Raw genomic sequence first — 12,650 nt, forward strand, 5'->3', positions numbered from 1 at the left:
GGGCGACCTTACATCGCCCCACTGACACTCCCTCCTCCTCCGGCCGCTACGCCACCCCCACCGCCCGCAGCACCGCCGCCGTCCCCGCCGCCCCGAGCACCACGACCACGAACGGCGCCTTGCGCCACGCCAGGACCGCCCCGACCAGGACGCCCGTCGGCCGCGCCCACCCCGCGAAGCCGCCGCCCTCCGTCAGCGCCCCGGTCGCCAGCAGCGCGGTCAGCAGGACGATCGCGCCCGCCGACAGCAACTCCTGGACGCGGCCCGGGAGTTCGATTCGGCCGTGCAGTGCGGGGCCGACCAGCCGGAAGGCGTACGTGCCCACCGCGAGCGCCAGGATCATGGCCACCGTCGCGCTCATGCCGTACGCCCCTTCCCGAAGGCCAGGAGGCCGGCCAGCGCCAGCAGTACCGGCACGCCCGCCGGGGCGACCGGGGTGAGGGCGAGGGCCAGGCATGCGCCGAGCAGGGCTGATCGTCGTACGGGAGCGTCCTGTCGTAGCGCGGGAAGGACCAGCGCCACCAGGACCGCCGGGAAGGCCGCGTCCAGGCCGTAGCGGGCCGTGTCACCGATCGCGTCCCCGGCGAGGGCGCCGATCAGGACGCCGGTGTTCCAGACGGCGAACAGGCCGAGCCCGGAGACCCAGAACGCCGTACGGCGTCGTACCGGATCGGGCTGGGCCAGGGCGAAGGCGACCGTCTCGTCGGTGACGAGATGGGCGCCCAGGAGCCGGGCCCAGCGGCCCTGGCCGAGGGTCTCGGCGACGGCGAGGCTGTAGGCGGCCGTGCGGGTGTTCAGGAGCAGGCCGGTGGTCGCGGCGGCGAGCGGGCCGCCGCCCGCCAGCAGGACGCCGACCGCGCTGAACTGCGCGGAGCCCGCGTAGACGACCAGGGACATCACCACCGGCACCCAGACCGGCAGGCCCCCGGCGACGGCGATCGCGCCGAAGGAGACGCCGACGACACCGCTGGCCAGCCAGACCAGGGAAGCGTCCCGTACCAACTCCAGGTGAGGTGTTCGCTCTGTTCGCTCTGCCGTACGCATGTTCTCTACAATGAACAAGGAGTGTTGTGTTCGTCAAGGCGAACAGTCGTACCGATGGAGCGAACGAACATGGCCGAGAGCCGTCTTCCGTTGGAGTGGATCGCCGCTTCGCTGCGGCGCGAGCGCGCGCGCACCGGGCTGTCGCTCTCGGAGCTCGCGAAGCGGGCCGGGATCGCGAAGTCCACGCTGTCCCAGCTGGAGGCAGGTGGCGGGAACCCGAGCGTCGAGACGCTGTGGGCGCTGGGGGTGGCGCTGGGCGTACCGTTCAGCGCCCTGGTGGAGCCGCCGGTGCCGGCCGTGCAGGTGATCAGGGCGGGGCAGGGGCCCACGGTGGCGTCCGAGAAGGCCGAGTACGCGGCCACGCTGCTGTCCGCCAGCCCGCCCGGGGCGCGGCGGGACATCTACCACCTGCGGGCCGAGCCGGGGGCCGTACGGGAGTCGGAGCCGCACATTCCGGGGAGTGTGGAGCATCTGATCGTGAGCACGGGGAGGCTGAAGGCCGGCCCGGTGGCGGAGACGGTGGAGCTGGCGGCCGGGGACTACATGACATATCGCGGGGATGTGCCGCACTCGTACGAGGCGCTCGCCCCCGGGACGACGTTCGTGCTGGTCATGCAGCACATGTGAGGGCGCGGGGAAAGGCAGGAGCCCCGTCGCCTTGCGGCGCGGGGCTCCTTGGGTACTGCTCTCAGGTCCGGATCAGAGACTCGAAAAGTCTCAGACGGGGGTGACGTTCTCCGCCTGCGGGCCCTTCGGGCCCTGGGTCACGTCGAAGGAGACCTGCTGGTTCTCCTCCAGCGAACGGAAGCCGCTCGCGTTGATGGCGGAGTAGTGGACGAAGACGTCCGGGCCGCCGCCCTCCTGGGCAATGAAGCCAAAGCCCTTTTCGGCGTTGAACCACTTCACGGTTCCGGTAGCCATAAGCCCTCCTTGGGCCCAAAGGGTTGCCCTGCTCCAGAACCTGCGATTGTGAAAACAGTGCTGCACAACTGCATACGTCTGAAAACGACTAGAGCCCGCGGTTACATGCTCCGCAGGCTCTGTACTGCAAGGGAAACCAAACTGCAACTTGCGGCGAGCCTAGCATGCGGGCAGCCGAATGCAACAGAGGTCAAGATCACGTCACCCGGATGTTTGATCTCGCTCGTGCCGGGTTGACGGCGGGGGTGGCCATCGTACGTCAGACCCCAGGGTCTAGCCTCACGATGTGGACAATTACCGCACCCGGCCGCGCGTCGGCCACATCCAGTTCCTGAACTGTCTGCCCCTGTACTGGGGGCTGGCGAGAACGGGCACGCTCCTCGACTTCGAGCTCACGAAGGACACCCCGGAGAAGCTCAGCGAGAAGCTGGTGCAGGGTGATCTCGACATCGGTCCCATCACCCTCGTCGAGTTCCTGCGCAACGCCGACGACCTGGTCGCCTTCCCTGACATCGCTGTCGGGTGCGACGGCCCGGTGATGTCCTGCGTGATCGTCTCGCAGGTCCCGCTGGACGAGCTCGACGGCGCCCGCGTGGCCCTCGGCTCGACCTCCCGCACGTCCGTCCGCCTCGCCCAGCTCCTGCTGTCCGAGCGGTACGGCGTGCAGCCCGACTACTACACGTGCCCGCCCGACCTCAGCGTGATGATGCAGGAGGCGGAGGCCGCCGTGCTCATCGGCGACGCGGCGCTGCGGGCCAACCTGCTCGACGGGCCGAAGTACGGCCTGGAGGTCCACGACCTCGGCTCGCTGTGGAAGGAGTGGACGGGGCTGCCGTTCGTCTTCGCCGTGTGGGCCGCCCGCCGGGACTACCTGGAGCGCGAGCCGGTCATCACCCGCCGGGTCCACGAGGCCTTCCTCACCTCCCGGAACCTGTCCCTCGACGAGGTCGGCAAGGTCGCCGAACAGGCCGCCCGCTGGGAGGCCTTCGACGAGCGGGTCCTGGAGCAGTACTTCACCACCCTCGACTTCCGCTTCGGCGGCCCGCAGCTGGAGGCGGTCGCGGAGTTCGCCCGCCGGGTGGGGCCGACGACGGGATTTCCGGCGGATGTGAAGGTCGAGCTGCTTCAGCCGTAGTCGGGGCGGTGGCCCTGGGCGCCGGTGGCCGGTGACGGCGGTGGCCGTGGACGGCGGTGGCCCTGGGCGACGGTGGCCCTGGGCGACGGGCGGTCAATTCCCGTAGTTCGAACGTCTGTTGGGGTAGAGTCCCGCTGTCGATCTACCACGGGGTAACTACGGGAGGACATGTGCGTCGTATCAGCGTCGCGCTCCTGACGGCCGCGGCCACGGCCGGACTCGTCCTGACGGGGGCACCGTCGTCGTCGGCGGCAGCACTGGTGAAGAGCTGCTCGACCTCGGACGGCGGAGCCACCGGCGGTATGCAGTGGGACTGGAACAGCAAGAAGAGCATGGATGTCGCGCTGCTTCTGGCCGACACCGACGCGGACAGCAACTGGGTGCGCATCCGGCTCGACATCACCACCGGTCAGGGCGACCGCTACACGTACAAGTGGCACGAGCTCCGTGACGGCAACGGCTCGAACAAGACCTGGACGACCACCGCCACCCACGACGACGGCATCGTCAGCGCGCGGGTCCAGGTGGAGGACGTGCACGGTACGAGCCCGCAGTCGACCTGCTACAGCGGCAAGGCCTACAACTCGTACTACTAGGCGGTTGGTTGGTTGTGCGAGAGGGGCCCCGGCAGTCGGTCTGCCGGGGCCCCTTCTTCGGTCTCCGGCGTCAGCCGGGCACCACCACCGTGCGCAGCTCCCCGTCCCCGAGATGCAGCATGCCCTTGCCCGGGGTGATCTGGCCGCCGACCAGGCCGCGGTTGAGGCGGACGCCGATGAGGTCGCCGGACGAGGTCTCCTGAGGGGAGAGGAGGATGCCGCGGCGGGCCTTCTTGGCGTCGACCTGCCAGCCGGAGAAGCCGGAGCAGACATCCTCCTCGTCACCGGCGATGACCATGGCGAGACCGCGCTCGGCGCCGCGTGAGACGAGCTTCTTGAACTGGCTCGCGGCGTCGCAGTCCTCGAGGATCTCGCCGTCGTCGACGAGGACGACGACCGGCTCCTCCGGGCTCGCCTCGTCCAACAGCTCCTCGAACTCGTCCTCGTCGATGTCGTCACCGGTGAAGACCTTCAACACGCCGTCCGTGCCGTCCAGTTGACGGAGCGGGGACTGGCGCGGGGCCGCGATGACCAGGCGTACGCCCTGCGTCAGGTACGACTGCGCGAAGTTCATCAGGACCGTCGAGCGACCGGACTTGGCCGGGCCCGCGACCACGAACGTCGGCACACCCTGCGACAGGTCCGGACCGAAGCCCACGATCTCGTCGCCGCCGATGCCGACCAGACCCCACAGCCGGGCGCGGGACGCGTCGGGGTCGCGCATCTCCCAGGCCTCCGGGAAGGAGACCCGGCTCGGCAGGCTGTCGACGCGGAAGGGGCGGTGCGTGCGGGGCACGGCGGCGTCGCGCGCGGCGGCCGCCTCGCCGATCGCCGCCAGCGCGGCTGCCTGGCCCTGACCGGTGGTGTCCTCGGAGAGCAGCGCGAACTGCGTCTCCGTACCGAACTCGTTGCGGAAACCACGGCCCGGCGGAATCTCCTCCGGCACCTTGCGGGCCGGGATGCCCAGCGCCGAGAAGTCGCTGCGGTCGGCGAGCCGCAGACCGTACTTGTCCTCCGTGAGCGTCGCGATCCGGCCCACCAGCAGGGTGCGGTCACCGGTGAGGACGAGGTGGAGGCCGACCGAGGCGCCCTCGCGCATCATCGTCTGCAACTCGTCCGTCAGCGAGCCGTGGTCGACCTCGCCGAGCGTGGGCACCCAGCCCTCCCAGCGGTCCAGGAGCACCACGATGTGCGGCAGCCGCTCGTCCTCGGCGACCGAGGCACGCTGCTCGCCGATGTCCGCGAACCCCTTGTCGGCAAGGAGGTTCTGCCGGCGGTCCATCTCGGCCTTGAGGCGGTTGACGAGCCGTACGACCCGCTCGGTCTGGTTACGGCCGACGACCGCGCCCACGTGCGGCAGCCGGGTCAGCGCGTTGAGCGCGCCGTTGCCGCAGTCGATGCCGTACATGTGCACGTCGGCGACGGAGTGGGTCCGCGCGATCGAGCCCGCGAGCGTGCGCAGCACCTGCGAACGGCCGCTGCGCGGGGCACCGCCGATCATCAGATGCCCGAAGGAGGCGAAGTCGACCGCGACCGGGCGGCGGGCCTGCTGCGCGGGCAGGTCCTCGACGCCGTAAGGCGCGGGCGCGAGCTTTCCGGGTCCGCCGGCGAACGCGGGCAGCTGGATGTCGTCGAGCAGCAGCATCTCGTCGAGCGCCGGCAGCCACGGGCTGTGCTGCGGCGGGATGCCGAGCGAGCGGTTGGCGTCCCGGATGGTGTCGACGAGGACCTTGAGGTCGGTGATCTCCTCGTCCTCACGCGACTCGGCCTTCGGCTTGACCAGTGCGGCCCGCCCGAGATCCTCCCAGGCCAGCGGCCCCACCCACGGCATGAGCACCGCGGGATCCGCGGCGCCTGGCCGCCGGCCACCCACCCGCCCCGACTGGAACGGCACCAGCGAGGCATGCCCGAGCCGGACGTACGCCCGACCCGGCGTGCTCTTGCTGATGTGCCCGGCCTCGGGGGAGTCGATGACGTCCGACGACTCACCGCCGTCCGTCACGCGCAGCGCGATACGCAGGTTGGTGTTGGCGCGGATCTCGGGGGACACGACACCCGAGGGCCGCTGTGTGGCGAGCAGCAGATGAATGCCGAGGGAACGCCCTCGCTGGGCGATGTTGACGAGGCCGGTCACGAAGTCCGGCAGGTCACGCACCATCGACGCGAACTCGTCGATGACGATGAGGAGCCGGGGCACGGGCGCGTGGGACGGATCGCGGCGCACCAGATCCTGGTAGTCCTCGATGTCCTTGGCGTCGGCGGCGGCGAGGATGTGCTCGCGGCGGTGCAGCTCGGCGCCGAGGGACTCCAGGGCCCGCTCGACGAGGTGGGCGTCGAGGTCGGTCACCATGCCGACGGTGTGCGGCAGATGGACACAGTCCTTGAACGCCGCGCCACCCTTGTAGTCGACGAGCACGAACGTCATGTTCTCGGGCGTGTTCGCGACGGCGAGCGCGGCCACGATGGTCTGCAGCAGCTCGGACTTGCCGGAACCGGTGGTACCGGCGATGAGGCCGTGCGGGCCGTCCTTGCGGATGTCGATGCCGAAGGGCCCGTCGTACGACTCACCGATCACGGCGAGCGTCGACTGCCCGCCCATCCGCCAACGGGCGACGATGGCGTCACTGGTCGGCGGTTCGAGCTGGAGGACGTCGAGGAGCCGCGAGGAGGAGGGCAGGGCGGAGTCCTCGGTCTCCCCGCTGATGTCCCGCAGCGGCGAGAGCGCGCGGGCCAGCCGCAGACACCACGCCGGCGACACGAAGTCGGGCCGCACGTCCTTGATCCGCTCGGCCCCGGCCTCCTCGACGCGCAGCCGCAGCTTCTCGGGAGCGGCGTTCTGTCCGGAGTCCTCGGCCGTGTTCTGATGCCAGGCCTGGAAAGAGGGGAAGCCGCCGCCGGCGACCTGCTGCTGGGCCTGCGCCTGGGCCTGCTGAAGATAGTCGTACTCCTGCGCGGGCGGCTCGGCGACGACGTACGCCTGGCACTCACCCGGCAGGAACCGCTCCTCGGCGTCGAGGCAGAGGGCGTAGAGGTTGACGGCGGGCCCCTCCCGCAGAATCCGGACGACACCGGGAAGGGAGCGAAGCCGCCGAGACCCGTCCCATACGACGACGATGTCCGGGTCGCTGAAGCTTGTGCCTTGCCCCTTGTTCTGCTCGGCGGCCTTCTTGCGGGCGTCGAGGATCTGGGTCAGCTCACCGATGCGGGCGCCGACGGTCTCGGCGTCGGTGCCGATGAGGACGTTGACGTCCTGCCCGGAACCGGGCTTGGCGTGCGGCAGCCACCGGGTCCAGTCCCAGGACTCCTGCGCGCTGTTCTCGCTCAGGACGTAGAACTGGACGTCCATGGGGCTGTGCAGGGCGGCGGTCTGCGCGACGGCCCAACGCCCCATGGCGCGCGCCGAGTCACCGGGTCCGGCCATGCCGATGACCCCGAGGGACCGCAGCGACAGCGCGACGGGAGCGTCCTCGATCTTCCAGGTCACCTGCCGCTTGTGATCGAGCTGCTCGGGATCGTCGAGGACGACCTCCGAATCCATCTGCCCGGTCCCGACGCGGATGAGGAGATGGTCACGGTCCGTGCGCCGCCGCTCCCAGAGCCGGGTACGGGGCCCGGTGCCGAGGGAGAGGACGGTGGCGGGGTCGGGAATGGCGTGCCGCCGGTCGGTCCGCTCGGCGACGAGGGCGTCCTGGGCGTCCTTCTCGACCTTTTGTTTTTGTTCTTCGTATTCCTTGACCTGCTTGGCGTGGGACTTGCGGCCGTGCTTCTTGTCGTTGAAGTAGTTGGCGAAGAGGAGGAGGGGGCTGAGCGCCGCCATGATCAGGTAGTACCAGCGCTGGAAGATCAGCACGGAGACGATGGCACCGACGAGAGGCGTGAGCGCCATCAGCCAGGGAAGCGGCCGGGCTTCGTACTCGCGGGGAGGCGACGGCAGCCGGAACTTGGTCTGCCGGTCCGGTGGCCGCAGCCGCGGGGGCCGGTTGTAGTCGAGCCCGATGCCGTCGTCGGACCACTTGAGGGCGGCGTTGGGCGGCGAGTAACGGGCCAGCTCCAGAAGGGTGTTGCCGACGGCGATCTGCCCGCCGAGGGGCCAGTCGGCCTTGTCGCCTTCTTCCTCTTTGACGGGTTCGCCGTCGAGGGTGACGGGTGCGGGATCGTCGTCACTCTCGGCCTTGGTGTGGACGGCGACTTGGCAGGTGCCGTCCGTGCTGACGGACAAGGTGAGGGCGCGGGCGTCGAGTTCGGGGTCATCGATGCGGATGTACGAGGCCGGCCCGCTGCCGATGTCGTACCGCCCGACGCCGAGCCGGTGCACGAATCCGGCGACGGGCCCGCCGACGACGCGGAGCTCGACGAGACCGGTGGGTTCGCCGGGCAGGCACCCGGCGGGGTCATGGAGCGAGACGACCGCGCCGTCGCGCAGCGGGGAGTTGACGACGGTGGCGGAGGGATCGACGCCGTAACCGTCGACGTAGACGAGGGGGGCGTTGTTGGCAGGGATGTGGCGCTGGGAGTGGCCGAGCGGAATGACCTGAGCGCCCCCGTGGGCCCCGACCTGCTTGGCCAGTTCCTGCGCGATGTCCCCGACGGTGGACTCGGGATCGGCGTCGAGCACGACATCGGCGGTGACGCCGCCGAACGGGTCGACGACGGTCAGAGTCAGGCGCACGGTATGTCCTCCCCACGGCCACTGTGGCCCCCGTGGCTGCTTCTGCAACGCAGGCCACGGCAGGAATCGACGATATCGGGTGGGTGTGACAACTGGGGAGCGGGGAGGCGGGGGGTGGGTGCGGAGCTGTGGACAACTTCCGGCAGCCTGCTCCAACCTCGCCCAGCCTCCCGCAACTTCCCGATGGCAACGGCCGTGTGCACGAGTTCGTGACGTCTTCACGACGTCTTGTTCACCACCGGGGATGTGACACCTCAGGCCCCACCCGTAAGCTGCTGCACCAAGAGCGGACGATCACACCGGCTGCCCCGGTTGCCTCCGGGGCCTCCAGGGCGGCCCGGCTGCCGATCGCTCTGCAAACAGGGAGCCACGGGGGTTGGCCCTGCGGCGTTTTGATGGGAGCGGCCACATGGCCAAGGACCTTGATGTCACATATCAGGACATGCGCGACGCTGCGAAGCACGTCGTCAAGGAGAAGGAAAAGCTCCAGGAGAAGCTCGACGGGCTGAAGAAGTACATCAACAACCTCGTCCAGTCCGGCTACGTGACGAAGAGCTCGTCCAAGGCCTTCGACGAGAACTTCGACGAGTTCGTGCGGGGCACGAAGGACACGCTGGATGGTCTGGACGGGATGGGGGACTACCTGACGACCGCGGCGGACAAGTTCGAGCAGATCGATGAGGAGCTGGCCAAGTCGGCTCGTAAGTGACGTCTGACTGACGCCTACGGGACGGTGCGGTGGGGCGCGGGGCGCTCTGCCGCACCGATCTGTGTCCGGTCGAGTGTGCGGCGCTCAAAGGTCTCCTGGATGCGGTTGCGCCGGTTCACCTGCGGCGTCCATCATAATTCCGACCGCATTGACGAGATCCTTGCCCGCCTTTGACGGAACGTAGGCCTCCACGAAGACGATTCCGCTGTTCAGCTTGATGTACACCGGACGTTGTGTCGTGTCGCGATGGCCTGAAAGGAACTGGGCAACTCGTCGGTGCTGTCCCTCCGTAAGCATGCTTTCAGGCACAGCCTGCTCGCTACCGGAGAGGATGCCGACGATTCGGTCGGCGCAATTCGGATTGCCAGTGAAGAGGCGGATCCAGGATTCATCAAAGAAGGTGATGCGTACGTCCGCACTGGACTTGCTGAATTTCATCTTCTGAGCCCCCGAGATCGTTTCCCGGGAGTATTCGGCCAGTTCATTCGTGTTGCCGAGATCGTCGCCCTGAACGCCGAGGAAAAGCATTCGTCGAGTGGTCAAGACAAGATCAGTGTGGTAGCCGTCCGGCTGTCGCCCAGGGTCCAACTGCCATGGAACGGAACGGGCGAGAGTGCTGGGAGCGGCCCACATCACCGGGAAGTCGTGAACCTCGTTCTCAGGTTCCTCGGGCTTTTCCCCACCGGCAGCGCTGCCGAACGGTGAACCAGCGGCACCGCCGACGTTGGCGACGACGTTCGCGATGACCTGGACGGCACCGAGGAGGCCGCGACGGGTGCGACGAGCAGCCTGATCGCCTGTCGTATGAGGAGCGAACACCGGACCGGCAGGCCAGCCGTTCAACTCATCCTGGATGTCGTTGCGTTGGGGGTCGCGGAACCATCTGCTGTCGGCCACCGCGGGTGCCACGCCGGTGGCGAACTTGACGGTGATCCGGAAGAGGAGTTCCTCATCGGTCCCGGGGCGCCATCCCATCAGCGTGTCACCCTTTCTGAGTCATCCATCGGAAACTCCAACGAAGTAACGATCCCGGCCATGGCGTGTGTGAATTCCTCCCACTGCTCGACCGAGGCTGTGTCCAAGGTGATCACAGCCGTGTACGGGCCGGTCGAGAAGGGGATGTGCACCTGCATCTGCCCCATCGACAGTTCCTCGTCCTTACCGCTTTTCGTGTACTGGCCGTCGATCACGAGCTTACGGAAGGAGATCGCCGAAACCGCCGGCCCGCAAGGCAGGTCCAGCCATGTCACGTCACGCAGGGGATCGGAGAGAAGGGCGAAGATGCCCTGCGCGACGGTGTCCTGCTCCACCTCACCGGACTCGAACACCGCCACAGTGAGCGAACAGTGGGCTACGCCGCCGCCGTCCTCGATGTCGTACAGGCCGATGCCGAAGAAGGAGACACCGGCCGACAACATCTCCAGTGCACTTGCGCTGTACAAGGCGCTCATGGCTTGCCACAAGGGCACCTCGCCTCGTGGATAGATGTCCCGGACCAGCTGTTCCACAGCTGCGGTCCGTTCGGTCTCGTCCAGCGAGACCTCGATCGCGTGCATGCCTCGGGGGAGGCGGATGGCCATGGGGGGCAGGGCCATGCCCTCCACACTGAGTACCTGGGGCTGTTCGGCACTGTCCATGCTGTGACTCTTCTTCTTGAGACTCCGCGGCGTTCACGTACGTACGGACGTGCTCAGTTCGCAGTGGCGATGGTGTTTGCTTTGTGTCCGACGAGACCTGCCTTGATGGCGGCATCGATGCCGCGCCCCAGATTTCCCATGGGCGCGATTGCTTCGGCGCTCTTCACGAAGGGCAGTTTGGAGGCGATGAGGTTCGCTCCCTGGGTGCCCAGCCATTGGCCTTGGCGGAAGTTCTGCAGCCCGCTCTCGACGGCGAGCTTCATGCGACTGCCGCCCTGGGCAAGCTTGACGACCGGGACTTCCTTCGCCGGGCCGAAAAGGATGAAGAGTTTCTTCGACTCCATGGCTCCTTCGTAGCCCGCCCCGAGCTTTGCTGCGCGTGCCGCGGCGTTCGTGCCCTTGGCGAGTTCGGCGGTGCCGAGGAGGCCCTTCACACCAGGGAGGATGCCGAGTGCATCTAGTCCGATGTCGGCCCAACTGACGTCCGCGCCAGCCGCTTTGGCGACCACGTGGGTCAGGAGGGCTGCGCCGCTCGCGATCATCGCCGCAGCAGCGAAGAAGGCACCGACCGGTTCAAAGGGCGCGGTGATGATGGCGAGGAGACCCAAGGCGCCACTCACCAGGCTCAGCACATCACCGATCTCCTTGATCAGATCGGCGTGCTCCTTCAGCCAGTCGCCGGTGGCGTCCCACGCGTCCGCGATGCCCTTGCCGAGCTTGTCCCAGAAGCCGGGCTCGTCCGGGGCGATGTCGGCGGCCTTGTCCAGCTCCTTGCCGATCTTGCCGGCGGCCAGCTTGTAGCGGTCCTCGAGGTCGTGGACCTTGCTGGTGACCTCGTTGACGTCGCCGGAGGCCTTGCCGTACTCCTCCGTTCCTTCCTTGGCGTTGCCCTTGGCCTCGAGCTTCTCGCCCGCCGACTTCTCCAGCCGATCCGCCTCGTCCTGGAAGTCCTGGAGTTCGTTCGCCCAGCGGTGCAGGGCGCGGGAGGCCTTGTCGAAGGACTCGTGGCTCTTGCGGATGAGAGGGGTGACGTCCTCGCCTATGTACTCGGTGAAGGCGATGGCGGTCTTGCCCTTCCAGGCGCCGCACTCGATCCGCTCCAGCTCGCGTACCGCCGTGCCCAGCTCGCCGGCCAACCTGCCGAGGCGCTTGGCGAGTTCGCGCGTGTCCTCCACATTTCCCGGAGTGGGGTCCCAACCTATGTGCGGGAAGGTCCGCTGGCCCGCCACGTCACTTGCCCTTTTTCTTGACCTTGAGAGACTCGGCCAGCTCCAGGTCGAGCTTGTCGAAGGTCTCGCTGATCTTGTTGATCATCTTCACCGCGCCGTGCGTGTGCTTGCCGAGCTGCTTGATGCCGTAGCCCCAGTCGTCGGCGAAGTCCTGTACGTCCTCAATGAGTTTGCTCTCGCCCACGGCCGTGGCGTCGGTGCCCTTGAGATCGCGGCGGGCGTCCTCCATGCGATCGCTGATGGAGGAGAAGGTCTTCTTCAGGTGCTCGAAGATGGTGTCTTCGAGCCGCAGATCACTCATGTACTGTTCCGGATTCCTCGTGCGGCAGACGCCTCGGAGCCAGTCAGCCGCTCACGTGCGAGCTCAGCGGTTGGCGGCTTGGATTTCCTGGATTCTCATGGCTTGGCTGTTCTCGACGGTGCCGCCGAGTCGTCAGCGCCCGGGTTCGGAGGTGCCGGTGTATCCGCATCGCCGGTATCGGCCCCGACGGGCAAGGTGCGGCGCTTCACAGTGACTCCCGTGAGACATCAGTTCAGTCAAGAGATCTTGACGGTATCGGTGACGTTCCCTGTTTCGCCAGAGCGAACTTGCCTGTGAACGGGGGCAAGTCGGGCGTATGGGGTCCTCGCGGGTGTGAGCTGTGTCCTGATCGTTCTCAAACGGGCGGCGGCCACGGATGTGTCAGGGAGTAGTGTCCGGGGCCGTCTGC

12 protein-coding genes are annotated in these 12,650 nt (G+C 68.0%); 4 read left to right on the forward strand and 8 right to left on the reverse strand.

The window, feature by feature from the left end:
* Window positions 1–46: 46 nt before the first annotated feature.
* Both ACFUO4_RS18980 and ACFUO4_RS18985 read right to left on the reverse strand, forming a co-directional pair.
* On the reverse strand, window positions 47–361 hold the full coding sequence (locus ACFUO4_RS18980) for an AzlD domain-containing protein (RefSeq protein WP_383486060.1): 315 nt from the start codon (window positions 359–361) through the stop codon (window positions 47–49).
* Complete coding sequence (locus tag ACFUO4_RS18985) at window positions 358–1,044, reverse strand: AzlC family ABC transporter permease (RefSeq protein ID WP_383486063.1); 687 nt, start codon at window positions 1,042–1,044, stop codon at window positions 358–360. Before ACFUO4_RS18985 ends, ACFUO4_RS18980 begins: the two co-directional genes overlap by 4 nt.
* Before the next feature lie 54 nt (window positions 1,045–1,098).
* On the opposite strand from ACFUO4_RS18985, the gene ACFUO4_RS18990 reads away from it, so the two are divergent.
* The gene (locus ACFUO4_RS18990) at window positions 1,099–1,671 is read left to right on the forward strand and encodes a helix-turn-helix domain-containing protein (protein WP_383486066.1); all 573 of its coding nucleotides are present in this window, start codon (window positions 1,099–1,101) and stop codon (window positions 1,669–1,671) included.
* A 90-nt stretch (window positions 1,672–1,761) separates the two neighbouring features.
* Here the strand turns inward: ACFUO4_RS18990 and ACFUO4_RS18995 are convergent, their stop codons facing one another.
* The gene (locus ACFUO4_RS18995; RefSeq protein ID WP_003992177.1) at window positions 1,762–1,965 is read right to left on the reverse strand and encodes a cold-shock protein; all 204 of its coding nucleotides are present in this window, start codon (window positions 1,963–1,965) and stop codon (window positions 1,762–1,764) included.
* 286 nt (window positions 1,966–2,251) lie between these two features.
* Here ACFUO4_RS18995 and ACFUO4_RS19000 point away from each other — a divergent pair, with 286 nt between their 5' ends.
* Both ACFUO4_RS19000 and ACFUO4_RS19005 read left to right on the forward strand, forming a co-directional pair.
* Window positions 2,252–3,100, forward strand: coding sequence for a menaquinone biosynthetic enzyme MqnA/MqnD family protein (locus tag ACFUO4_RS19000; RefSeq protein ID WP_079306696.1), 849 nt, complete (start codon window positions 2,252–2,254; stop codon window positions 3,098–3,100).
* Between the two features lie 170 nt (window positions 3,101–3,270).
* A complete protein-coding gene (locus ACFUO4_RS19005; protein WP_079306694.1) occupies window positions 3,271–3,696 on the forward strand; it encodes a hypothetical protein in 426 nt (141 codons plus the stop codon).
* Between the two features lie 70 nt (window positions 3,697–3,766).
* Here the strand turns inward: ACFUO4_RS19005 and ACFUO4_RS19010 are convergent, their stop codons facing one another.
* Window positions 3,767–8,365, reverse strand: a complete 4,599-nt coding sequence (locus ACFUO4_RS19010) for an FtsK/SpoIIIE domain-containing protein (RefSeq protein ID WP_383486071.1) — start codon at window positions 8,363–8,365, stop codon at window positions 3,767–3,769.
* 442 nt (window positions 8,366–8,807) lie between these two features.
* Between ACFUO4_RS19010 and ACFUO4_RS19015 the strand changes: the two genes are divergently transcribed.
* Window positions 8,808–9,074, forward strand: coding sequence for a WXG100 family type VII secretion target (locus ACFUO4_RS19015; protein WP_059193207.1), 267 nt, complete (start codon window positions 8,808–8,810; stop codon window positions 9,072–9,074).
* Between the two features lie 84 nt (window positions 9,075–9,158).
* On the opposite strand, the gene ACFUO4_RS19020 is transcribed toward ACFUO4_RS19015, so the two are convergent.
* From ACFUO4_RS19020 to ACFUO4_RS19035, 4 genes are read right to left on the reverse strand one after another with little or no spacing between them, the layout of a single operon-like run.
* Window positions 9,159–10,049: a hypothetical protein gene (locus ACFUO4_RS19020; RefSeq protein WP_383486075.1), complete on the reverse strand. Its 891-nt coding sequence runs from the start codon at window positions 10,047–10,049 to the stop codon at window positions 9,159–9,161.
* The gene (locus ACFUO4_RS19025) at window positions 10,049–10,711 is read right to left on the reverse strand and encodes a hypothetical protein (protein ID WP_383486078.1); all 663 of its coding nucleotides are present in this window, start codon (window positions 10,709–10,711) and stop codon (window positions 10,049–10,051) included. Before ACFUO4_RS19025 ends, ACFUO4_RS19020 begins: the two co-directional genes overlap by 1 nt.
* A gap of 53 nt (window positions 10,712–10,764) precedes the next feature.
* A complete protein-coding gene (locus ACFUO4_RS19030; protein ID WP_383486080.1) occupies window positions 10,765–11,940 on the reverse strand; it encodes an enoyl-CoA hydratase/isomerase family protein in 1,176 nt (391 codons plus the stop codon).
* A gap of 1 nt (window position 11,941) precedes the next feature.
* Window positions 11,942–12,241, reverse strand: a complete 300-nt coding sequence (locus ACFUO4_RS19035) for a hypothetical protein (RefSeq protein WP_383486083.1) — start codon at window positions 12,239–12,241, stop codon at window positions 11,942–11,944.
* Window positions 12,242–12,650: the final 409 nt, after the last annotated feature.

This window comes from Streptomyces sp. NPDC057280, assembly GCF_042668605.1.
Lineage (GTDB): Bacteria > Actinomycetota > Actinomycetes > Streptomycetales > Streptomycetaceae > Streptomyces.

Excerpts from the sequence above, each read along its gene's own strand:
- ACFUO4_RS19035 (WP_383486083.1), bottom strand. The coding sequence starts at position 12,241 with ATGAGTGATCTGCGGCTCGAAGACACCATCTTCGAGCACCTGAAGAAG.
- ACFUO4_RS19020 (WP_383486075.1), bottom strand. The coding sequence starts at position 10,049 with ATGGGATGGCGCCCCGGGACCGATGAGGAACTCCTCTTCCGGATCACC.
- ACFUO4_RS19025 (WP_383486078.1), bottom strand. The coding sequence starts at position 10,711 with ATGGACAGTGCCGAACAGCCCCAGGTACTCAGTGTGGAGGGCATGGCC.
- ACFUO4_RS18985 (WP_383486063.1), bottom strand. The coding sequence starts at position 1,044 with ATGCGTACGGCAGAGCGAACAGAGCGAACACCTCACCTGGAGTTGGTA.
- ACFUO4_RS18980 (WP_383486060.1), bottom strand. The coding sequence starts at position 361 with ATGAGCGCGACGGTGGCCATGATCCTGGCGCTCGCGGTGGGCACGTAC.
- ACFUO4_RS18990 (WP_383486066.1), top strand. The coding sequence starts at position 1,099 with ATGGAGCGAACGAACATGGCCGAGAGCCGTCTTCCGTTGGAGTGGATC.
- ACFUO4_RS19015 (WP_059193207.1), top strand. The coding sequence starts at position 8,808 with ATGCGCGACGCTGCGAAGCACGTCGTCAAGGAGAAGGAAAAGCTCCAG.
- ACFUO4_RS18995 (WP_003992177.1), bottom strand. The coding sequence starts at position 1,965 with ATGGCTACCGGAACCGTGAAGTGGTTCAACGCCGAAAAGGGCTTTGGC.